We start from the raw sequence: 21,477 nt of genomic DNA, 5'->3' as shown, positions 1-21,477 counted from the left end.
CAGCTTTAACTCAGTTACCGCTATGCAGTAAGGACACCTAATGGAATGGTTCCACGTATTAATCCTTTCACTCATTCAAGGGATTACCGAGTTTCTACCTGTCTCCTCCTCCGCACACCTGATTCTACCCTCCCAGCTCTTTGGCTGGCCGGACCAGGGGCTCGCCTTTGATGTGGCCGTACATGTAGGAACCCTTCTTGCGGTGGTTCTGGCCTTTCGTCATGAGGTTCTGGCGACAGCCATGGGCTGGACCCGCCAAGTTGTAACGCGCCAGTCGAGCCCGGAAAGCCGGCTTGGCTGGGCGATCATTATCGGTACTATTCCAGCAGCACTGGCAGGCCTCATGCTGGAGCATTACATCGAAAGCTATGCCCGTGCAGCCTTGGTAATCGCGACCTCCACCATCGTTTTCGGCTTGATCCTGTGGTGGGCGGACGCCAAAGGCAGCCGTACCCGGGACATGGATAGCCTGAGTTGGCAATCAGCCCTGGTGATTGGTCTGGCGCAAGCACTAGCGCTGATCCCCGGCACATCACGCTCCGGTATCACCATGACCGCAGCGCTACTGCTTGGTTTTACGCGTCAGGCAGCAGCCCGTTTTTCCTTCCTGCTGTCGATTCCGCTCATCCTGGCTGCCGGGGGACTCAAGACCGTTGAACTGATCCAGACGGGCACCGATGCACAATGGGTCGATATTGCCTGGGGTGTCGGGCTGTCGTTCATCTCAGCATTGCTGTGCATCAAGCTGTTCCTGAAGGCCCTCGACAAAATCGGCATGCTTCCATTTGTGATCTATCGCCTCGTGCTTGGCGCAGTGCTGTTCGCCTTGTTTATCTAAATCACTCACACAGGGCGGTCTGCTACAGGCGGCCTGCCCTGGTGAAAACTAGATGTTTTCAGCGCAAAAACAAAAACCCCGCCGAAGCGGGGTTTTTTACTCACTCTCTCTGCATCCTGCAGAGCAGCCATCCTGGCTAATCAATCATCCGTGATCTGATGCAGCACATCCTGTGCTCAAGTGATGCGCATAGAATACAGAGCAATACAGGAACGCCATAGCGCCAACCCTGCACACAGCGTGTAAGCCTTTTGCTATACCGAGCGGGAAATAGGCTGACACGGTTCTAAAACCCCTAGTCTCAGCATTGGCAGATGGCAGAGCTCAGTTGCCGCTGGGAGCCTGACTTCCCTTTAGCCAGCAGAAGGATTCAGGGCGAAGCATGAGTACCTGCCCTTGCGGAATCAGCAGGTGTGGCGCCTGTTCGTATGGAATACACCCATATAGCGCCATCAACGTTCGGATAATGCCTGCATGGGCAACCAGCACGGTGTCTTGCTTCAGATCTTCTCGGAAATAAGCCAGTCGAAGCAGGGCCTGGGCATAACTTTCGCCCTCTTCGAACTGGAAGTTAAAGGCGTCCTTTCTCCAGTGGGTAAAGGCCTCAGGATAGCGGCCCTCAATCTCATCCCAACGAAGCCCCTCCCATGTACCAAACGAAATCTCAGCAAGGCGTTCGTCGGCACGATACTGCTCGGGTGCCAACGTGAGCTGGGCCCGAACGATCTCCATTGTTTCACGGGCGCGAATCAGAGGACTTGAAGCGAAGTCCAGCGCACCAGGACTGGGTAACAGCCAATCGAGCAGAACCCCCACCGCCTGTGCCTGCTCTCGACCCTTGGCGTTGAGCGGTATGTCTCGGCGGCCCTGCATGCGACTCTCAACGTTCCAGTCGGTCTCTCCATGCCGGATCACATAGAGCGTTGGTGCCTGAGCAGTCATCACATGCTTCCTTATCGGATCAGTTAAGCGGCGGGACCACAAGCCTATCACTTCACCTCTTCATATAAACATCTTATGGCCTCTTGCCGTATCGGTAGCCTGAAAGAGCGCTTGATGGATGCGTCTACTATCAAAAGAGATCCAGCTGAACATCGATCAACCTGGCGAACCGGTCATTCACGAAAGGCAGGATAGCGTCAGCGATGGGCTTGAGCTGGCGCTCGATGTAATGGTCATAATCCACCGGCGATCGACGCGCTTCGAGCGGTTCCGGGCCGGCTTTCGTCATCAGGTAACTGATCCATCCGCCGTTCTGGTACTGCCTCGGTCGACCTTTTTCGTCGTTGTAAGCATCTGCCATGCGGGCCGCTCGTACATGCGGTGGCACATTGCGCTGGTAGTCATCCAGGCGACGGCGCAGGCGCTTACGATAGACCAGCAGCTCGTCCAGTTCGCCTGAGAGGGTCTGGCTGACATAGCGCTGGACGTAATCCTGGTAGGGCTCGGCATTGAAGATGCGTAGATAAAGCTCCCGCTGAAAGCGCTGGGCCAATGGCGACCAGTCGGTGCGTACCGTTTCGAGCCCTTTAAAGACCATCTCGTCCGTACCGTCAGCGCCTTTTACCAACCCCGCATAGCGTTTTTTACTGCCCTCTTCAGCACCGCGAATGGTGGGCATGAGAAACCGATGGAAGTGCGACTCGAACTGCAGCTCAAGGGCGCTGGCCAGGCCGTAGGTCTCCTGTAGATGCTCGCGCCACCAACGATTGATGAGTTGGACAAGAGACCGACCTATCTGCTGAGCCTCGGCCTCGGCATGGGGACGACCGAGCCAGACAAAGGTCGAATCGGTATCGCCGTAGATGACGGTATACCCCTGGGCCTCGATCAGCTCGCGCGTCTGGTGCATGATTTCATGCCCGCGCATCGTGATTGATGACGCAAGACGGGTATCGAAAAATCGACAGCCGCTTGATCCCAATACACCGTAAAACGCATTCATGATGATCTTCAGCGCTTGGGAAAGCGCCTTGTTCTGTTCCCGCTTGGCCGCCTCACGCCCTTCCCACACACGCTCCACCATCGCGGGCAGACAATGCCGGGTGCGGGAAAAGTGCGCACCCTTGAAACCAGGGACAGCGTAGTCATCGCCGGGTTGGCGCAGCCCCTCGATCAGCCCCACCGGGTCAATCAGAAAGGTCCGAATAATCGACGGATACAGGCTTTTATAATCCAGTACGAGCACAGAATCATACAGCCCGGGCCGCGAGTTCATGACGAACCCTCCCGGGCTCGCCTCCGGCACCTTTTCGCCTAGATTGGGCGCCACGAAACCCTGCCGGTGCATGAGTGGCAGGTAAAGGTGCGTGAAAGCTGCCACCGAACCCCCGCTACGGTCTACCGGCAGGCCCGTTACGCTGGCTCGCTCCAACAGGAAAGGCAGAAGCTCCGTCTTTTCAAAGATGCGGGTAACCAGCTCGCAGTCCTTGAGGTTGTAGCGTGCAAGCGAAGGTTTATCCTGCGCGAACATGCGATTGATCGATGCCATCCGTTGATAGGGATTATCGATGGCCTTGCCTTCGCCCAAGAGGCTCTGGGCAACATTCTCCAGGCTGAATGAGGAAAAGGACCACGTAGCTGAACGCAACGCTTCAATTCCATCGAGTATCAACCGTCCCGGTGCTGATACGAAATAGTGCCTATGCTCGCTCCCCTGCTCCCTCCATTCGACGGCCTCGTTGCCACGCCCCAGCATGAGTGGCATTCCGAAGCGTTGCGCATGTTCCCGCAGGATGCGTAGGTCGAACTGTACGAGGTTCCACCCAATAATGGCGTCGGGATCATGCAAGGTGAGCCAGCCATTGAGCCGCTCAATCAGCTCGGCACGTGTCTGGCAGTATTCCAGACAGAAATCAACGGCCTCGGTGTCACCGTTGGCGGGTCCGAGCATATAGACCTGCCGCTGGCCACACCCGTGCAGACCTATGCAATACAGATCGCCTCGTTCGTTGGTTTCGATATCCAGGGAGACCAGTTTTAAATGCGGTCGGTAGTCAGGCGCGGGCTTGAGCTGGGCCTGCAGGACTGCGCCGTGCGCGTCAGGAGTACCGGTGAACCAGACAGGTGCTGTAATGAAGCGCTCCATCAGATATCGCTCGGGTGGCCGGATATCCGTTTCGTAGATATCCAGCCCGGCGTCCTTGATCTGTCTGGCCAGCTGGATCAGCTGTCGATGCTGGTGACAATAAAGCCCCAGGACTGGCCGATGACGAAAATCAGACAGCGCCAGCGGGCGCAGTTCCACCTCCCGCTCGTGCTCAATCAGTCGACGAATCGGCTCAACCTGTTCCAGCGGCACAAACGCCACGGAACGCTGCATGGCCAGGCGTACCCGCCGTGGTCCCTCATCGGTCGCCAACCAGAACTCTACTTCCGTACCGGCCGCTGTATCACGCCAATGGCGGGTCAGGACGAAACCCTGTTGTAGATCCACCGCTACTTCCTCAGTACTAACCGCCGCATTCTACCCAGTTGCCGCGTCATGCCTGTATTGGTAACTCACGTGAACAAGGGATAGAGTGGGATACATGCGCCACTTGCGTTGGGAATCTTTTCGCGTCAGGGAGAAGCCAATGATACAAATTGCTGTGATTTCACAGCTCGCCGGTGGTCAGTACCGAAGAGAACACTCTGCACTACACGATCGCCTCGGCGATCATCATCCTGATGTTACACGCGTTAGCGTGGTGGTATTCGTCATAAGGAATCAAGCATGGCTCCAAGACACGTTATCAATGCCTCCGTCAGCCCCAAGGGGAGCCTGGAAACACTTTCGCAACGCGAAGTACAACAACTGAGTACTGCCGGTTCAGGAAGCGTCTACACCCTGTTCCGCCAATGCGCCCTGGCGATCCTTAACACGGGCGCCCACAGTGATAATGCCAAGACTATTCTTGAGGCCTATCAGGATTTTGAGGTTCGCATCCATCAGCAGGATCGAGGCGTACGGCTGGAACTGATCAACGCACCGGCAGATGCCTTCGTCGACGGCGAAATGATTGCCAGCACTCGTGAGATGCTGTTCAGTGCACTACGGGATATCGTCTACACCGAAAGCGAGCTGGAAAGCGTTCGGATCGACCTGAATACCTCGCAAGGCATTACCGATTACGTATTCCACCTGCTACGTAATGCCCGCACCCTGCGACCCGGTGTAGAGCCTAAGATGGTTGTCTGTTGGGGCGGCCATTCAATCAGCACCGAGGAATATAAGTACACCAAGCGGGTCGGTCATGAATTGGGCCTACGCAGCCTCGATATCTGTACCGGTTGCGGCCCGGGCGTGATGAAAGGCCCAATGAAAGGCGCCACGATTGCCCATGCCAAGCAGCGGATCTCGGGCGGTCGCTATCTGGGTCTGACCGAGCCAGGCATCATTGCCGCCGAAGCCCCCAACCCGATCGTTAACGAACTCGTGATCCTGCCGGACATTGAAAAGCGTCTGGAGGCTTTCGTACGGGTTGGCCACGGCATCATCATCTTTCCAGGTGGAGCAGGCACGGCGGAAGAGTTTCTCTACCTGCTCGGGATTCTCATGCACCCCGAAAATGCCGGTCTGCCTTTCCCGGTGATCCTGACCGGCCCAAGCAGCGCTGCACCGTACCTGGAACAGCTACATGCCTTCATTGGCGCCACATTGGGCGAAGCGGCGCAAAAGCATTACAAGATCATCATCGATGATCCCTCTGAAGTGGCGCGTGAAATGGCCAAAGGCCTCAAGGCCGTCAAACAGTTCCGTCGCGAGCGTAACGATGCCTTTCACTTCAACTGGATGCTCAAGATTGAAGAGAGCTTCCAGCGCCCCTTCGATCCAACCCATGAAAATATGGCGAGCCTCACCTTGAGCCGCGAGGTGCCGCCCCATGAGCTGGCCGCCAATCTGCGTCGGGCGTTCTCAGGCATTGTGGCAGGTAACGTCAAGGACAAGGGTATCCGGCTGATCGAGCAATACGGTCCCTACACAATTCATGGTGACCCGGCCATCATGAAACCGCTGGATCATCTGTTGCAGGCCTTTGTGGACCAGCATCGGATGAAGCTGCCCGGTGGCGCGCCCTATGTACCCTGCTACCGTGTCGTCACCTGAGCCAGATCTGGGAGAGCAGCCCATGCTCTCCCAGTCCTCGAACAACAGGATGTTCCACATCCGCTCACCCGTCATCCTTTTGTCATATTCTTTGGTTTTACTCAGCGATTTATTACTCCTCCGTTTTGGGCTGGCATGGATCAATCGCTGCTTTCAGGCGTGCAATACTCTGACCTTTCCGGAATCCTTTATGGATTCATATTCCGCCCCGGCGAGCCTGGCGAACAGATCGACACACTTCGAGTAACAGAGGCACTTGAGCGACTAGAGGAACGAGACGAGTTTGTCTGGTTGCATCTGAACCTGGCCCATGCCGCTTGCAAACGCTGGATGATGACCCACCTGGATCTGCCCGACTACTTTTTTGAAATCCTGAGTGAAGGGTCACGCTCTACTCGTCTTGAACATGTCGATGCAACCCTGCTCGCGGTTGTCAACGATGTCGTCCTGAACTTCGGACAGGCTGCCTATGATGTAGCCACGCTGTATGTCTGTGCCAACCGGCGCATGCTGATCAGTGTACGGCATCAACCGCTTCGTTCGGTGGACCGCCTGCGCGCGGCGGTCAAGAAGGGCGAGGGCTTTCGCTCCCCGCTGGAACTCCTGATCCACCTGCTGCGTGACCAAGAAGAGGTACTTACCCAGATCGTTCGAGAAACCAACCTGAGTGTTGATCGTATCGAAGACCGCCTACTTTCTACCCGACTTGCCGACAACCGCGCCGAGCTTGGCAACATGCGTCGTACCCTGGTGCGAATCCAACGCCTGCTGGCCCTAGAACCCAACTCCCTGATGCGGCTGCTCAATCGCCCGCCGCGCTTTCTCATGGAGGAGGATGTAAGGGAGCTACGGGCAGCGACCGACGAGTTTTCACTGGTTATCAGCGACTTGGCCGTGCTGATTGAGCGGATCAAACTCATTCAGGAAGAAATCGCCGCACAGATCAACGAACAAACCAGCCGCACCCTTTTCACCCTGACACTGGTCACGGTGCTGGCCTTGCCGATCAATATCGTGGCAGGTTTCTTTGGAATGAACGTGGGCGGCATCCCCCTCGCCGATGCGCCTCACGGCTTCTGGATATTGGTCATCCTGGTTGCCAGCTTTACCTTATTGGCAGGACGCTGGGCCTTCAGGAAAAGAAACGACTATTGAGCGTCCCATTAGCGCGGGCTGACCCCGGCGATCAAAGGTGTTCCGCTAACCGGATCCTTCAATAGAACACAGCGGACGCCATACAAGGTCTCAACAAGCTCAGGGGTGACAATGTCGGCCGGGACACCTTCAGCAATAATACGACCAGACTGCATGGCGACCAGATGATCGGCGTAGCGGCAGGCCTGAGAGAGGTCATGTACCACCATGACCACCGTCTTGCCCGCATTGGCCAGCATGCGAATCAGCTCAAATACCTCCAGTTGATGCCCAAGGTCCAATGCAGAGGTTGGCTCATCAAGCAGGAGTAGCGGCGTCTGCTGAGCAATGGCCATGGCAATCCAGGCACGCTGGCGCTGCCCACCCGACATCGAATCAAGCGGCCGCTCGGCCAGTTCAATCAGATCCGCTGCTTTTAATGCCGCATCAACAACAGCTTCGTCATCTGTAGACCATTGCCTTAGCAAGCCCTGATGAGGCTGCCGGCCAAAGCGGATTAGGTCAGATACGGTCAATCCATCCGGTGCGCTGGCATCCTGGGGCAGCAGTGCAAGCTGTCGGGCAACCTGCCGGGAAGGCAGCTCACCAATGACCTTCCCATCGAGTAGAACCGCACCCGCACGCGGCTTGAGCAGTCGAGCAAGACCCGCCAGAAGCGTAGACTTCCCGCACCCATTGGGCCCTACAATAGCGGTGACCCGCCCCGGCTGGATCCTAAGATTAAGCCCATTGATAATAGTCGTCTGACCATGAGAAAGCTCGAGAAGACGGGTCTCCAAAATAACCGAATGCTCATTAGTCGCTATCAGCAACGGTGAAACAGTACTACTCATAACGACTTCCGGACAGGTTGACGCAATAAAATCCAGAGCAGGTAAGGTCCGCCGATGACAGCAGTCACTACACCTACTGGAATTTCAATAGGAGCAAACCAGGCTCTTCCCACCCAGTCTGCCAGGATCATCAGAAGGGCTCCTGCTAATGCAGAGGTCACGATAGGGACACCGCGCTGTCCGACCAGATAGCGGGCCGCTTCGGGTGCCAGCAAGGCGATAAGCCCAACAGGACCGGCAACCGCGACCGCTAACGCCGTGAGCAGAACAGTTAGCATAAGGATCTGTACCCGGGCCAGGCGTATACGCACGCCCAGCCCGATGGCGACCGAATCGGAAAACCTGAGAACCTCTAGGGTGCGTCCCAAGATCTTGGCTAGCGGTAAACCTATCAGCAAACCAATAGCCAATAGTTGAACCGAGGCTGGGGAGCGTGCGTTAAGACTGCCAACCGTCCAGGGATAGGCCTGGTTGGCCGCATCGATGGACGAACGTGCCAGCATCAGATTGGTCAAGGCGCCAAACAATGCACCAACTCCGATTCCAACAACAATGAAGCGATACCCACGTGCGCCAGCACCACCGCCCAAGGCAAACGCCATGGCCGCCGCAGTTGCAGCACCACTCAAAGCAAGAACCGACGGCGCAAGGCTTGTCGAGACAGCAACGATGGAAGCGACAGCAAAGGCCGTTGCACCATTGTCGATACCAATAACCCCGGGCGTTGCAAGCCGATTACGTGCCAGGGTTTGTAACATGCACCCTCCCAACCCGAATGCGGCCCCTGTCAAAAGTCCAGCCAGGAGCCGGGGAAAGCGAAGCTCTTGAATCAAAAATAAATGCATGGGATCGCCGTGCCCGATGACAGCCTTCAGCGCCAGCCAGGGATTAAGCCCGGTTACGCCATACGCCAGGCTGATACCGCTCATGAGGATCAACAGCACCGCCAGGCACAGCGCAACGACACTGCCTCTCCGCGAGACGAGTACACTCACCTGACGGCCTGCCTGTAGCCACCAAAACCGAGCTGTAACTGGAGATGAAAAAGGTTTGGTCATAGGGAAGGCAGGCGATGTTGACGGACGACTATCATCAGGATTGGCGCACCGATGAAGGCAGTCACAACACCAATGGGAAGCTCGTAAGGTTTGACCAAAAGGCGCGACAAGATATCAGCCAATAGCAGCACCGCGGGCCCCAGGACAAGTGATAATGGAAGGACACGGCGGACATCAGGCCCGACCATTCTCCGCGCCAGGAACGGCACAACCAATCCGACAAAGCCAATAGGCCCAGCTACTGCAGTGGCAGTCCCTACTAAAATGGCAACGCCTAGTAGTGCGATCAATCGGGTCAATTGAGGGTGATGCCCTAATCCAATGGCCATACGCTCTCCCAAGCTCAAGGCGGCCAGGGGTCTGACCAAAGGGGCCACGACCAACAGGCCTGCCAGTGTGCCCGGCAGCGCCCAGGACAGGGTATTTGCGGGCCTGCCTGCCAAGGCGCCAATGACCCAAAACCGAATTTCATCGGCAGTACGCTGGTCATACAGGAGCAGTAAGGTACTGGCGGCGCCCAGAATTCCTGTGAGCGCCATTCCCGCCAGGATCAAGCGAACAGGGTCGGCGTCAAATCCGCGCACTTGAGTCACCGCCACAACGAGCAGGCATCCAAGCATGGCTCCAGTAATGGCCATGCCAAGATTGACAGTAGCTGCGCTGGCGCCGAGCGCAATGGCAACCACCATGGCAAAGGATGCACCAGCGCTGACACCCAGGAGTCCGGGCTCCGCAAGCGGATTGCGGGTTGCCGTTTGCAAAACGGCTCCACCAACGCCAAGGGCCATACCTACAAGAAGTCCCAATAACGTGCGCGCCCCACGCAGCTCGAGGACAACAAAGCGAGCTTCATCGTCCCCACCCCCAAGCAAGACATTGATGCTACGGAGCACGGAAACCTCCCCGGCACCAAGCAGCAAGCTGGTGAGCAGAATCACCAGCAGCGTTAGACAACAGGCAATAAGCGGAACATCCAAACGAGGCGAAGCGGACACCTTCATTTGAGAACGATACGCTCCACGTCATCCAGTACATGCTCAGCAGCCAGCGGACCTGACCCGCTGCTCCACACCTGCCCATCAACCGTGGCCACCTGCTTCGCCTGAACGGCCTTCAAGCGAGTAAAGGCAGGCTGCTTGCGAGCAGCCTCCAAGGCCTCATCACCTTTCTCATTCAAGGTGGCCAGGAAAATCCAGTCTCCATCAGCGCTGGACAGGTTCTCAAGGCTCAAGATATCGCTATGAGGACGATCTTTGAGCTCTGAGGCCAGTTGCGTACTGGCAAAGCCTAGTTGCTCCAGTAACTGGCCTGCAAAGAGATGGCTCGACATGACCATCGGTCCCTGTGGATTCCAACGAACGACCGACAACACTTGCCCTGGTTTGACTTGCGTCTTCAATTTGACAACACGCTGGTCTATCTGATCGAACTGCTTTTTCAATTCATCACTACGGTTGAGCGCCTGGGCATAAAGCTCTGCGTTGGCTCGCCAGTCAGCTAACGACTCCCCTCCTTTTGGTACTACCGTCGGAGCAATCAGGCTAAGTTTGGCATATTGTTCTTGCGGTAAATCCTGTCGCGCCAGGATAAGGTCCGGCTTCTGGTTGAAAACTGCTTCCAGATTAATTTCACGAGCCGTACCCACGATAGCGGGCTGCCCCGCCTGATCCTGCAGATAGTTTGATACGCTGGTGCCACCACGACTCGCCAGCGTAGCGACTGGTTTAATACCTACTGCCAGCGCGGTATCCATAGCCGCCTCATCCAGCACCACGACCCGCTTAGGTGTATCCGGGGTTTTCAGCTCGCCGTGGGCAGTGGAAACAGTAGCCGCCAAAGCTGAACCTGCCGTGGTAGTTAGCACGAGACTGCATAAAAGAACGCTAAGACGGAAAATACTGGAATCAACACGCTTCATGACACAACTCCACAATAGAAATACGGCACGGGCAGCGGGTTAGCCAGGCGGCCCAAGTAAATAACATTAAAACGAGGCGGTAAAGGAAGCAAAATACGCACGACCCGGCTCGTTGTATGTAACCGCACCGGCGCTCGAAGCGTTGCCCTCTCGATAGATGCGCTTGTCGAACAGATTATTCACACCAAAACGCACTTTGTAATGCTCGTTGAACTCATAACCACTGCTGACGCCTACCAACGTATACGGATCAATGTCCTTCTGGGCAGCAGCCTCATAATCCTTATTGGTACGCCGAGAGTATGAAGGAGCCTCCTGCTTTCCATAATGGGTAACATTAAGCTGTGCAGAGAGTTTTTCAGTGACGTACCAGTCCAGCGTACTGTTGATGGTGTATTTGGGAATAATGCTCAAGGGGTCGCCTGTCTGCTTATCCTTGGATTCGATCATATAGGTAAAGTTGGTGTTCCAATCCACGGTATCAGTCAGCGGAATGAACAGGTTGCCTTCAACCCCTTGGACAACCGCCTTACCGGTGTTCTCCCACTCCAGTACACGAGGCCCGGTGTCGCCCAATCGATAGATAAATTCGTTTCCGCCCACGATTTTGTTTTTGTAATCGTTACGGAAATAGGTCGCACTGGCTCTCCATGTTCCGACATCATAAGCCAGACCCAGCTCCTTATTGATGCTGATTTCAGGCTTTAAGTTTTCGTTACCGACCAGATAGCAGCCTCCGTTTCCAGACGTAATCGCTGTACAGCCGTTACCACGGCTGTACAGAAGATAGTTTGGATTGCTCTGATACAGATTCGGTGTTTTGTAAGCACGCGCAATCCCACCCTTGAACGTCAGTCGGTCCGTGATCTCATGGGACAAGTTAAGACTTGGGCTCCAATTATCACCATAGGTCTGATGGTCATCGAAGCGTAGTCCAGGGGTCAGCACCGTCCGGTCTGTAACCTGCACATTATCTTCAACATAAAAGGCGTAGCTGTTGGCTGTCGTCTTGGTCTGGGTGCGATCAAAACCTGCTATCTGGCCAGGCTCAGGATCAGAAGACTGAGCACGCAGAGAACCAGGGTCACTTAGCGACTCGTGTAAATACTCGGCGCCAATGGTTAAGACCTGAGGCATTGCGCTGTCGATAGGCAGATCAAGATTGCCAAAGGCGCGGGTATTGCGCAGGCGCGACATAAACGCGCCATCCCCTTCACTTGGCCCACCCTCTGTACGGCCTGAAAGTCCCTCGTTCAGACGCCAGTTGCGGGTGTAATCATAGGAAAGGCCCAGTGTGGAATTACCCCAATCCCACGTTCCCTTATGCTTCAACGTAAAGCTGGAGCGCTGCAATACATTGGTTTCATGGCCGTACAGACTTCGAACAAAGGCATCGTTGCCGCCAGAGTTATTGAGCATCGTGTCGCCGGCATAAATGTTGCCCTGGCGGCTGTAGGAAGTTTCAAAATCGAGGACTTGCTGCGGATCAAGTTGCCAACTGAGTAGAGCATTGATGTCCTTGTTGCGTACGCCTTCCCGACCCGCCGTGACACTGCCTTCCGAGGTCTGATGTCCTTCATTGATGCTCAAAGCATCTGCATCAGTCCTGGCGATATTGCCATAGACTCGAAATGCCAGAGCTTCCGTCAGCGGACCGCTCAGGTTGAAATTGGCACGGCGTCCGTTGCCTTCATCGCCGCTTTCGGGTTCCAGGGCATAAAACGTCATCGAGCCATGCCATTGCTCCGTAGGACGCTTGGTAATGATGTTGATGACCCCACCCATGGCACCGGAGCCATAACGGGCCGCCGCCGGGCCACGCAGGATTTCGATACGCTCGACTTCTTCAGCTGGAACCCAGTTCGTCTCACCCCGCGTATCACGGTCACCGTCCCAACCATAGCGGACGGCATTTCGGGAGGTACTGGGCAGGCCATCGATCAGAATCAGCGTGTTCTCAGGCCCCATACCTCGCAAGTCGATTTGCCGATTGTTACCGCGCGCGCCACTGGCACTGTTGCCTGTGAGATTGACACCGGGCTGGCGCCGAATAATCTCCGACAGATCATTGGCCGGTGGTTGCCTGGCAATATCCTCTGCAGTAATCACTGAGGAACCCAAGGCCTGCCTGGCCTCTTCCTCGGCGGTACCCATAACCGTGGTAGCTTCCATCTCAACCGGCTCGCTGGAGCCATACTGGGCAAGCGCAAGGCCGGAATGACTGGCAAGAGCCCCACACAGTACGATGCTCAGTCGCGTGGATGAATGAGGAATACGCAGCATGACCAACTCCTGTTTTACAAATCTCGAAACGAGACCGCTCCAAAGTTGGCGCAAATGCTATTCATTCCCATTTGAGAAGAAAGCTTTTTTACAATCTATACAATTTCAGCAGCAGGCAAGCGCACGGTCACACGAAGCCCTGGATTGCAGTTTTCAGCCCAGATAGCTCCGCCCTGAATCATCAGTGCCGATCGGGCGATGGAAAGACCCAGGCCGAATCCGTCACCGCCAGGCCGGGCACCATTGAGCCGGGTAAACGGCTCGAAGATGTAGTCGAGCGCACCTTCTGCAACCCCTGGACCTTGGTCTTGTATCCACAGCAACCACTCGCTGCCCTCACAATGCCCCCCCCAGAATCACATCTCCTCCTTCCGGTGAGTGACGAATCGCGTTGCGCAAAAGGTTTTCCAGGGCACGGGCCAGACTATTCAAATGAGCCTGTACACAGCAATTGTCTGGTAAGCGATATACAAAAGCGTCTCGTGACCAACCCGTCTCGAAACAGGCATCCTCAATGAGGATATTCCAGAGCGACTGCATGTTGATCGGCTCGCATAGCAGCGAGGGTCTATCCGTATCCAGCCAGGCCAGCTCCAGTGTGGTCTCGACCAGCTCCTGCATACCGGCTAACTCACGCTCAAGGCGGGCACGCAACGTATTCGCATCCTCGGAGGACTCGCACAGCACACGCAGCCGTGACAGCGGTGTGCGCAGCTCATGGGACATATCTCGCAGAAGTCGTTGCTGGTAGTCGACATGACCTTCCAGCCGCTCCGCCATGTGATCAAAGGCGCGTCCCAGCTCACCCAGCTCATCGCTGCGAGCGCTTACGCCGATTGTAGGCTTTCTGCCTGAGCGACAAGCAGAGGATGCCTGCTCTTGGAGCCATCTCAAAGGCACCATGAGCTGACGATAGAGCAGAATACATAACAGAAACATGGTAGCCATGGGAAACAGCCCATGGATCACCAGACGGCCCAGAACGGAAGGCTTGCCGGACCACATGCGCTCGGGCAATTCCATTGCCAGACGGCCCGCTGCAGGATGTTGAGGAAATGGAATATCCATTACAGGCAATTCGGTAGCACGGCCACTCAACGGCCAATCCAGACGGCGCATAAAGCTGAACCGATCGGCATCACCAGGCGTCAGAGCGCGCTGACCTAACGGCTGATAAAGACGATCAACTGCTACAGCCCAAACCTGTTCTCCCTCTCGGATACGTCGTAATGCAGTTTCAACGCCCTCCTTGCCTTGTGTCCTCCATGCCTGTTCAACGGAAGCAGCATAATTCAGCAGTTCCTCTTTATCGGCTTGTGCCAGTTCGTAATGACTGTGCTCCATGCTGCGTCCCCAGCTTAAGCTCAGCCAGACGATGACCAGACAGGCGGCGATGGTAAGACCAGACAGCTTCCAGAACAGGGAATGCCGATACGGGAGTCGTATCATGAAGACGAACACACCAGCACGTAGCCTTTCCCCCAGGCTGTACGAACTTCGCAAGCCGAGTAATCAATGCTCTGGAGCTTGCGGCGAATATGGCTGACATGCATGTCAAGACTACGATCGTAGCGTGAGTAGGCACGTTGCAGAGCTTCCTGATACAACACTGGTTTGCTGAGTACCTCTCCAGCGTGCCGGTTCAATAGCTCGAGAATACGAAATTCCGTTGTGGTCAGTTCCGCCCATTGCCCCTTATAAACCACATCGGTCCGGATAAGATCGAAGTACAGCTCTCCCTGCACGGTTGGCGCTGTCTCCATGGCCGAGCGCTCAAACGCGATGCGCCGGAGCAGCGCTCCGATTCGCACATCCAGCTCCGCCATGCTAAAGGGCTTGGGTAGATAATCATCTGCTCCCTTTTGAAAGCCGACGATACGATCAGACTCGCTACCCAGCGCCGAGACCAGGATAACCGGCACGGCACTATAGGAACGAATCTGCTCCAGTAGGTGAAGCCCATTGCCATTGGGTAACAGAATATCCAATACTACCAGATCGAACACCTGTTCTTTCAACAGTGTGGCGACTCGACAGGCATCACTGCATAGCACTACCGCATATCCCCTCGCCGATAGCTGAGCCTGCAGGTGCATACCCAACACCGGATCGTCTTCAACGACAAGAATATTGAGCAGGGAAACAAAGGAATTCATAGCGTTTGGGGAACAGCCAAAGGGTTTTAAAAGTACCCGTCCGAGGCTTTTTTCACGTAGACAGGTGTTAACACTGATGTTAACTCGAAAGCAGAAGAAGGGTATTGCTGCTCGTTAAGATACCCGGGCGGATCTTAATTAATGTCTTAAAATCGCCTGAATAAGGATATCGCAGTGCATATCCTTATCCATATAAGCCATGGATAAAGATCGAACTCAAGACTTGCGGCTGGCTTGGTACAAGGGCATCACCTTGGGGACGGCTGCTTGAATCGAGGCCATGCGGCTCTCATCAGAGGGATGCGTGCTCAGAAGCTCAGGTGTCTTATTGCCCATCCTGGCTGAGGCTTGTGCAAATTTCTGCCAGAGGCTCAACGCCGCATTGGGGTTATAGCCCGCCCGGGCAGCCAACTCCAGGCCAATCAGATCTGCTTCGTTTTCATTTGATCGACTGAACGGGAGAGATAAACCAACTTCCGTTACCTTATTCGCAATTTGCATTGACGATTGGTTGAGGCCCAGCAAGGCGCCACCAAGGCTTTGGCCTAGTTGCAATGCATACGCCCGAGACATTTTTTCCCTGCTGTGCTCACGGAGCGCATGGGCAATTTCATGCCCCATTACCGCTGCAAGCTCATCATCGGTAAGTTTTAGCTGTTGGATCAGACCGGTATAAACAAAGATCTTGCCGCCCGGACCGCAGTTGGCATTGAGTTCATCATTTTTGACCAAGTTGACCTGCCAATCCCAGGCAGCAGCATCGGGACGGAAGTAGCTAACCCTATCGATCAGCCGCTTGGCAATCGTACGGACACGCTTGCCCTCTGCTGTCTCGTTGGCGAGCGCACCGGATGATTTGGCCTTGTTGACTGAACTGGAATACGACTCTGCGTACATCCGATCAACCTGCTGGGCAGACAGCATGCTGAACATGTATTGCTTACGCTCGACCCCTACTGCTCCGCCACTGGTTGTATTGACTACTTGGCAGCCAGTAAGAAAAAGCGAAAACGAAAGACCCGTTATGAATAAGACACGACGCATATGCTTTCCCTAGCGTATGTTGAGCCGACCTGCTTGTCAGCACGATAAATGAATCAAAAACAGCCTATGGCTGGTGCGTTAGTGTAATCGATTTAAATTCTAGAAACATATACCACCGCCGGATGAATAATTGACGCAGGCGCAAGCGAGGCCGTAAAGCAGAAGCGATACGGCGTCGTGGTATCGGAAAGGTTATCGCTCGATCAAAATCTTCAAGGTTGAAGCGCGCTCCGCATCCCAGTACGGCAGGGCCTGCTCGGCATCCTGGAAGGGAAACACCTTGGAAATCAGATCATCTGGAGAGTGATCCAAGGTCTCCAGATAGCGAACGACGGCTGTAAAGTCTTCGGCTGTTGCATTACGGGAGCCCATGATGTCCAGCTCCTTCAGGTTGAACAGTTGCGTCTTGTAGGAAACCGGCTCCTTGGCGTACCCCACGTACACCACACGTCCAGAAAAGGACACGATATCGATCGCCTGGGTAAACGTGGCCGGCAGGCCCACACATTCGATGACGACATCAGCCCCGTCACCGTCAGTCAGTGCTTCGATCTGCTTGTCCACATGACCAGACGAGGCCACGATAGTATGTGAAGCACCGTATTTACGCGCCATTTCGGTCTTGGTCTCGGAGACATCCATCGCGATGACTGTTGCACCCCGTGACACAGCTCCGGCCACGGCGCCCATGCCTATCATTCCACAGCCAATGACCACCACTCTGTCCCCCTTGGCAACCCGCCCGCGTCTCGCGGCATGGAAACCTACCGATAGGGGTTCAACCAGTGCCAGATGCCGTGCTGGCAAGGTATCGTTCAGGATGAGCTTCTCGTAGGGCAGTACGATCTGCTCGGCCAACCCGCCGTTCTGCTGAACGCCGAGTGTCCGGTTCGTCTTGCAGGCATTCACGCGTCCCTGACGGCACGAGGTGCAGTGACCACATGCAGTGTAGGGCACCACAATGACGCGCCGCCCTGCACGATAGTCCAGCGGTACGCCCGGTCCTGCCTTGATGATTTCTCCACCGATCTCATGGCCAGGAATACGAGGCAGTGCCACTAACGGATTCAACCCTTTATAGGTATTGAGATCGCTACCGCAGAGTCCTACATGGCGAACCGCTACCTGAACCTCTCCAGGCCCTGGCTCGATGGCCTCGACCTCATGGAAGCGGCACTGCAACTCCTGTTCGATCATGAGAGCTTTCATAGGGATCCTTTCATTGTTGTGATTATTAAAGGTTTCGCCATTGTGAAACGACGTTTCATTTTAGAGTCTACTGTCAGGGGTCGGATCGTCAAGGTGCATATAGCGTTTACATTCAGCCAGGAATATCACCCTGCCTTGCAACATAGTCGTCAAGTTCTGGTCACATGAGTCGATTACCTTCAAGGTAGATCCAAGGGACTGCTGACTTGCCGGGTTGACCTGGCTCAACTTCCGACGAAGTAAGCGATAAATATGCGTTTTTGTAATACGGCCATCATTGAATCCTCATGCATATCGCATTACGCTCAGAGGGTCGAAATCACTGGATTAACTCATGCGTGACGAAGCGTGCTCAGAAGGGCTAACGCGACTGGCTACCTCAGCGGTAATGAGAGGACGGCCTGAAAATGAAATTCTGGGTTGGATGCTGAACAACGGTATTCGCCCCTCTGCAGCCATCAAGGCGTTAACAAAGGCCAAGCGCCAGCGTCAGGAGTCAGGCTTGAAAAAGCTTAAACTCTCACTGGTATGCCTTTTTACCCTGATGTTCTCTACTGCCATTCTTAACATGGTGGATCTCTTGAAGTTCTAATGCAGAACCGGTTGGGCCGAATGACAGTATGATCGACGGCCCACTTCGTACTTTATCGATTCGCCAAATAAAGCTGGCAGCGTGCATTATCTGTATGCATATACAGATTTCGATTGCCTCTGCGCTGCGGTTTTAGCATGCTTACGCTATTGTTGATTTGAATGACGATAGCTATGCGGCTCTTCCTGTGCGAAAAACCTTCCCAAGCCAAAGACATTGCCAAGGTGCTGGGCGCTACTCGCCGTGGCGAAGGCTGCTGGACAGGCCCGCAGGCCACTGTAACCTGGTGCATTGGCCACCTGCTTGAAACAGCCCCGCCAGATGCCTATGACGATCGGTATAAGCGGTGGAATCTGCAAGATCTGCCTATCATCCCGGAAAAGTGGAAAATGCTCGTCAAGCCCAAGACCGCAAGCCAATTCAAGGCGGTCAAAAGGCTGCTTGGCGAAGCCCGGGAATTGATCATTGCAACGGACGCTGATCGCGAAGGCGAGATGATTGCCCGCGAACTGGTCGAACATTGTCGCTACAAGGGGCCTATCCAGCGTCTGTGGTTGTCGGCGCTGGATGATGCTTCCATTCGTAAGGCGCTGGCTACGCTAAAACCCGGCGCTGATACCTTCAGCCTCTATCATTCGGCGCTGGGTCGCTCGCGTGCCGACTGGCTGATCGGCATGAACATGAGCCGTCTGTTTACATTACTGGGCCAACGGTCAGGGTATCAGGGCGTCCTGCCCGTAGGACGTGTGCAAACCCCTACCCTGCGACTGGTAGTCGACCGTGATCGCAGCATTGCCAACTTTGTGCCTGTACCGTTCTGGGCAATCGATGTGTTGTTGTCTGCCGAGGGCCATCAGTTTACGGCCCAATGGAAGGCTCCTGAGGATGTCTGCGACGATCAGGGCCGCTGCCTGCGCCAGGATATCGCCCAGAGTGCAGCAGAGGCGATGCGCCAGACAGACACTGCTCAGGTGATGAAGGTACAGACCGAACGCATGCGTGAGCTTGCTCCATTGCCGTTTGATCTGGGCACGCTGCAAGAGGTGTGCTCGAAAAAGCTTGGCCTGGGCGCCCAGGAAACGCTGGATATTGCCCAGGCGCTATACGAAACCCATAAGGTCATTACCTATCCGCGCAGCGATTGCGGCTATCTTCCCTTGAGCCAGCATGGCGAAGCCCCAGCCATCATGGCGGCGCTTGAGCGCTCCGACTCCTCCCTTCTGCCTCTCAAGGCGCACCTGGACCTGAGGCGCCGCTCGCGGGCCTGGAATGATGCAAAGGTCAGCGCACACCACGGCATCATTCCAACCGCAGCTATCAGCAGCCTGGATCGGCTGACGGGCAAGCACAAGGCAGTCTATACCTTGATCCGCGCCCGCTACCTGGCGCAATTTCTCCCAAACCATGAGTACGACCGTACTCAAGCCGATTTTGACTGCGCAGGACAGTTGCTCAGGGCTGTAGGCAAGCGCATCGTCGAGCCAGGCTGGAAGCGAGCCCTGCCGGAAGCACTTACGCCAGCAAAGGGAAAGGAAGCGCCAGCACCACAGCCGCTGCCCATGCTTTCCAAAGACCAGTTATGCACTGTGGTGGATGTTCAGCTCAAAGACCTTTGGACACAACCGCCCAAACCCTTCACCGAAGGTGACCTGATCAAGGCCATGAAGAAGGTAGCCAAACTGGTGGACGACCCCAAGCTCAAGCAAAAACTGAAGGACACCACAGGTATTGGGACGGAGGCGACACGCGCCGGGATCATTCAAGGGCTGCTGGACCGCGGTTATCTGACCAAGCAGGGTAAGGCTCTGCTCGCCACGCCTGCTGCCTTCAGTCTGATCGACGCTGTGCCTCGGGCTATTGCCGATCCCGGTACAACCGCTATCTGGGAGCAAGCGCTGGATATGGTTCAAACCGGAGAGATGAGCCTTGAAGAGTTCGTGACCAAGCAATCCGCCTGGATGAGCAAACAGGTCGAGCGCTGCATGGGGTTGAACCTGACCTTTAGCGGGCCGGCTATTCCAGCGGGGCGTAAGTCCACGCCGTTCAAGAAAAAGCGCAAGGCGGCTCCGCGCAAGGCCTCAACCAAGACGGCACTAGGTAATGGCAAGCGGTCACGCCAGCTTGTCAGTCCGGCTTGATAAGAGGACACATCCGGTCACCTAGCACCCACTTGATATCTTTTTAGCCTTACTCTTCCGTAGTAGCATTGCATTCTGTTTAATGCGTTCTCTTCATGCCCGTTGTACGCCATGCGCTTCTTGTCTGGCGTTGGCTGTTTTCAGGATCTGCAATGTCAAAATCGATTGGTATCGGCGCACTGGCACTGGCCACTATGCTGACCGGCCTGGCTGGCTGCTCGAACAACAAGCCTGCCGTGTACGAACACGAAAATTTCGATGACTCGGGTACGTTTTCGCGTAGCTATCCGGTAAACGATACGGCTGCCTGCGAAGCAGCTCGACGTGCGCTGCTCAGTCAGGGCTATATCATTACCAGCAATGATCCAAAGCTCGTCAGTGGCCGTAAGAGCTTTCAGCAGACCGGAGAGAACCACCTCGAAATCAGCTTTAATGTTGTCTGCACGGCCAATACCCCCAACGATCATGGATCAACCATCTTTGCCAACGCGCTTCAGGACCGTTATGCGCTGAAAAAGCTCAATAACTCGGCGAGCCTGGGAGTAGGTGTGCTCGGCTCGGTATCGATGCCTATCGGCTCGACAAACGACTCCATGGTCAAGGTCGCCAGCGAGACGGTTACGTCAGGCAAGTTCTATAGCCGCTATTTTTCCCTGGTAGAAAGCTTCTTGCCGGCTCAGGCCCAAAAGGCCAACAAAGGAATACATCAAACAAAAGCAGCGCCCGCGCCGAGCCCACTCGCCAGCACGCCCTCTTCTGCACAGCCCAGCCAACCTGCACAGGCGCTGGCACCGAAGCCAGCCTCGGCGGCACCTGCTCCTGAGACACGCCCGGATCCTGATGCGGGGTTTTCTTCTGTACCCGTACCATTACCGCCCCAAGCGCCGCCCATTACACCTATCGACACGTCAGCCTTCGAGCAATTTACTGCGCCAGCCGCCGCTCCAGCCTCTCCCACAACCGAGCCCGCCGCTTCGCCAGCGTCGGCTGACACGCCCACTTCATCAGGTCAGCCTGAAAACGCCACGGCACCCTCGGATGACTTGCTGGAGCTGCTTGAAGAGTGAGGGTCGGGTATGACTCTGGATTGCCGAAAGCCTGCAAGGCGTTGAGGTCAAGAACTCTAACCATGCGCGCTACGTCTATAGCGTAACGCCGTGCAGG

General features: G+C 55.4%; 16 protein-coding genes and 1 pseudogene. 6 read left to right on the top strand and 11 right to left on the bottom strand.

Annotation, left to right across the window (positions count from 1 at the left end; translation table 11 throughout):
• The first annotated feature begins 40 nt into the window (after positions 1–40).
• Positions 41–838 (top strand): undecaprenyl-diphosphate phosphatase, encoded by a 798-nt coding sequence (locus PLU01S_RS15725; RefSeq protein WP_074828313.1) that lies wholly within the window; start codon positions 41–43, stop codon positions 836–838.
• A 324-nt stretch (positions 839–1,162) separates the two neighbouring features.
• Here the strand turns inward: PLU01S_RS15725 and PLU01S_RS15720 are convergent, their stop codons facing one another.
• Together PLU01S_RS15720 and PLU01S_RS15715 are read right to left on the bottom strand one after the other, a co-directional pair.
• Entirely contained in the window at positions 1,163–1,780 is a 618-nt protein-coding gene (locus PLU01S_RS15720; protein WP_074828315.1) for a histidine phosphatase family protein, read from the bottom strand.
• Between the two features lie 130 nt (positions 1,781–1,910).
• Positions 1,911–4,274: a DNA polymerase II gene (locus PLU01S_RS15715; protein WP_074828318.1), complete on the bottom strand. Its 2,364-nt coding sequence runs from the start codon at positions 4,272–4,274 to the stop codon at positions 1,911–1,913.
• Positions 4,275–4,553: 279 nt separating this feature from the next.
• On the opposite strand from PLU01S_RS15715, the gene ppnN reads away from it, so the two are divergent.
• Positions 4,554–5,927: a nucleotide 5'-monophosphate nucleosidase PpnN gene (gene ppnN / locus PLU01S_RS15710; protein ID WP_074828321.1), complete on the top strand. Its 1,374-nt coding sequence runs from the start codon at positions 4,554–4,556 to the stop codon at positions 5,925–5,927.
• A 135-nt stretch (positions 5,928–6,062) separates the two neighbouring features.
• Positions 6,063–7,082, top strand: coding sequence for a transporter (locus tag PLU01S_RS15705; RefSeq protein WP_074828324.1), 1,020 nt, complete (start codon positions 6,063–6,065; stop codon positions 7,080–7,082).
• An 8-nt stretch (positions 7,083–7,090) separates the two neighbouring features.
• On the opposite strand, the gene PLU01S_RS15700 is transcribed toward PLU01S_RS15705, so the two are convergent.
• The 9 genes and pseudogenes from PLU01S_RS15700 to PLU01S_RS15660 form a co-directional block, all read right to left on the bottom strand.
• Positions 7,091–7,915: an ABC transporter ATP-binding protein gene (locus PLU01S_RS15700; protein WP_074828326.1), complete on the bottom strand. Its 825-nt coding sequence runs from the start codon at positions 7,913–7,915 to the stop codon at positions 7,091–7,093.
• Positions 7,912–8,973, bottom strand: coding sequence for a FecCD family ABC transporter permease (locus PLU01S_RS15695; RefSeq protein WP_074828328.1), 1,062 nt, complete (start codon positions 8,971–8,973; stop codon positions 7,912–7,914). The genes PLU01S_RS15700 and PLU01S_RS15695 overlap by 4 nt, the downstream gene beginning before the upstream one ends.
• Complete coding sequence (locus tag PLU01S_RS15690) at positions 8,970–9,974, bottom strand: FecCD family ABC transporter permease (protein ID WP_074828330.1); 1,005 nt, start codon at positions 9,972–9,974, stop codon at positions 8,970–8,972. Before PLU01S_RS15690 ends, PLU01S_RS15695 begins: the two co-directional genes overlap by 4 nt.
• Entirely contained in the window at positions 9,971–10,891 is a 921-nt protein-coding gene (locus PLU01S_RS15685; RefSeq protein WP_074828333.1) for an ABC transporter substrate-binding protein, read from the bottom strand. The genes PLU01S_RS15690 and PLU01S_RS15685 overlap by 4 nt, the downstream gene beginning before the upstream one ends.
• 66 nt (positions 10,892–10,957) lie before the next feature.
• Entirely contained in the window at positions 10,958–13,174 is a 2,217-nt protein-coding gene (locus PLU01S_RS15680) for a TonB-dependent siderophore receptor (RefSeq protein ID WP_074828336.1), read from the bottom strand.
• Positions 13,175–13,269: 95 nt separating this feature from the next.
• Positions 13,270–14,623: pseudogene (locus PLU01S_RS15675) on the bottom strand (histidine kinase sensor domain-containing protein).
• On the bottom strand, positions 14,620–15,330 hold the full coding sequence (locus tag PLU01S_RS15670; protein ID WP_074828338.1) for a response regulator transcription factor: 711 nt from the start codon (positions 15,328–15,330) through the stop codon (positions 14,620–14,622). The pseudogene PLU01S_RS15675 and the gene PLU01S_RS15670 overlap by 4 nt, the downstream one beginning before the upstream one ends.
• Positions 15,331–15,546: 216 nt before the next feature.
• Positions 15,547–16,374 (bottom strand): M48 family metallopeptidase, encoded by an 828-nt coding sequence (locus tag PLU01S_RS15665; RefSeq protein WP_074828341.1) that lies wholly within the window; start codon positions 16,372–16,374, stop codon positions 15,547–15,549.
• 192 nt (positions 16,375–16,566) lie between these two features.
• The gene (locus PLU01S_RS15660) at positions 16,567–17,583 is read right to left on the bottom strand and encodes a zinc-binding alcohol dehydrogenase family protein (RefSeq protein ID WP_074828343.1); all 1,017 of its coding nucleotides are present in this window, start codon (positions 17,581–17,583) and stop codon (positions 16,567–16,569) included.
• A 334-nt stretch (positions 17,584–17,917) separates the two neighbouring features.
• Here PLU01S_RS15660 and PLU01S_RS15655 point away from each other — a divergent pair, with 334 nt between their 5' ends.
• From PLU01S_RS15655 to PLU01S_RS15645, 3 genes are all read left to right on the top strand, one after another.
• Positions 17,918–18,175: a hypothetical protein gene (locus tag PLU01S_RS15655; RefSeq protein WP_010798938.1), complete on the top strand. Its 258-nt coding sequence runs from the start codon at positions 17,918–17,920 to the stop codon at positions 18,173–18,175.
• 173 nt (positions 18,176–18,348) lie between these two features.
• On the top strand, positions 18,349–20,313 hold the full coding sequence (locus PLU01S_RS15650) for a DNA topoisomerase III (RefSeq protein WP_074828347.1): 1,965 nt from the start codon (positions 18,349–18,351) through the stop codon (positions 20,311–20,313).
• A gap of 152 nt (positions 20,314–20,465) precedes the next feature.
• The gene (locus PLU01S_RS15645) at positions 20,466–21,380 is read left to right on the top strand and encodes a DUF2242 domain-containing protein (protein WP_074828350.1); all 915 of its coding nucleotides are present in this window, start codon (positions 20,466–20,468) and stop codon (positions 21,378–21,380) included.
• The last annotated feature ends 97 nt before the right edge of the window (positions 21,381–21,477 follow it).

Source organism: Pseudomonas luteola NBRC 103146 (assembly GCF_002091675.1).
Classification (GTDB): Bacteria; Pseudomonadota; Gammaproteobacteria; order Pseudomonadales; family Pseudomonadaceae; genus Chryseomonas; species Chryseomonas luteola.
Note: the sequence above shows the minus strand (reverse complement) of the source record. Positions and strands in the feature narration are given on the sequence as shown.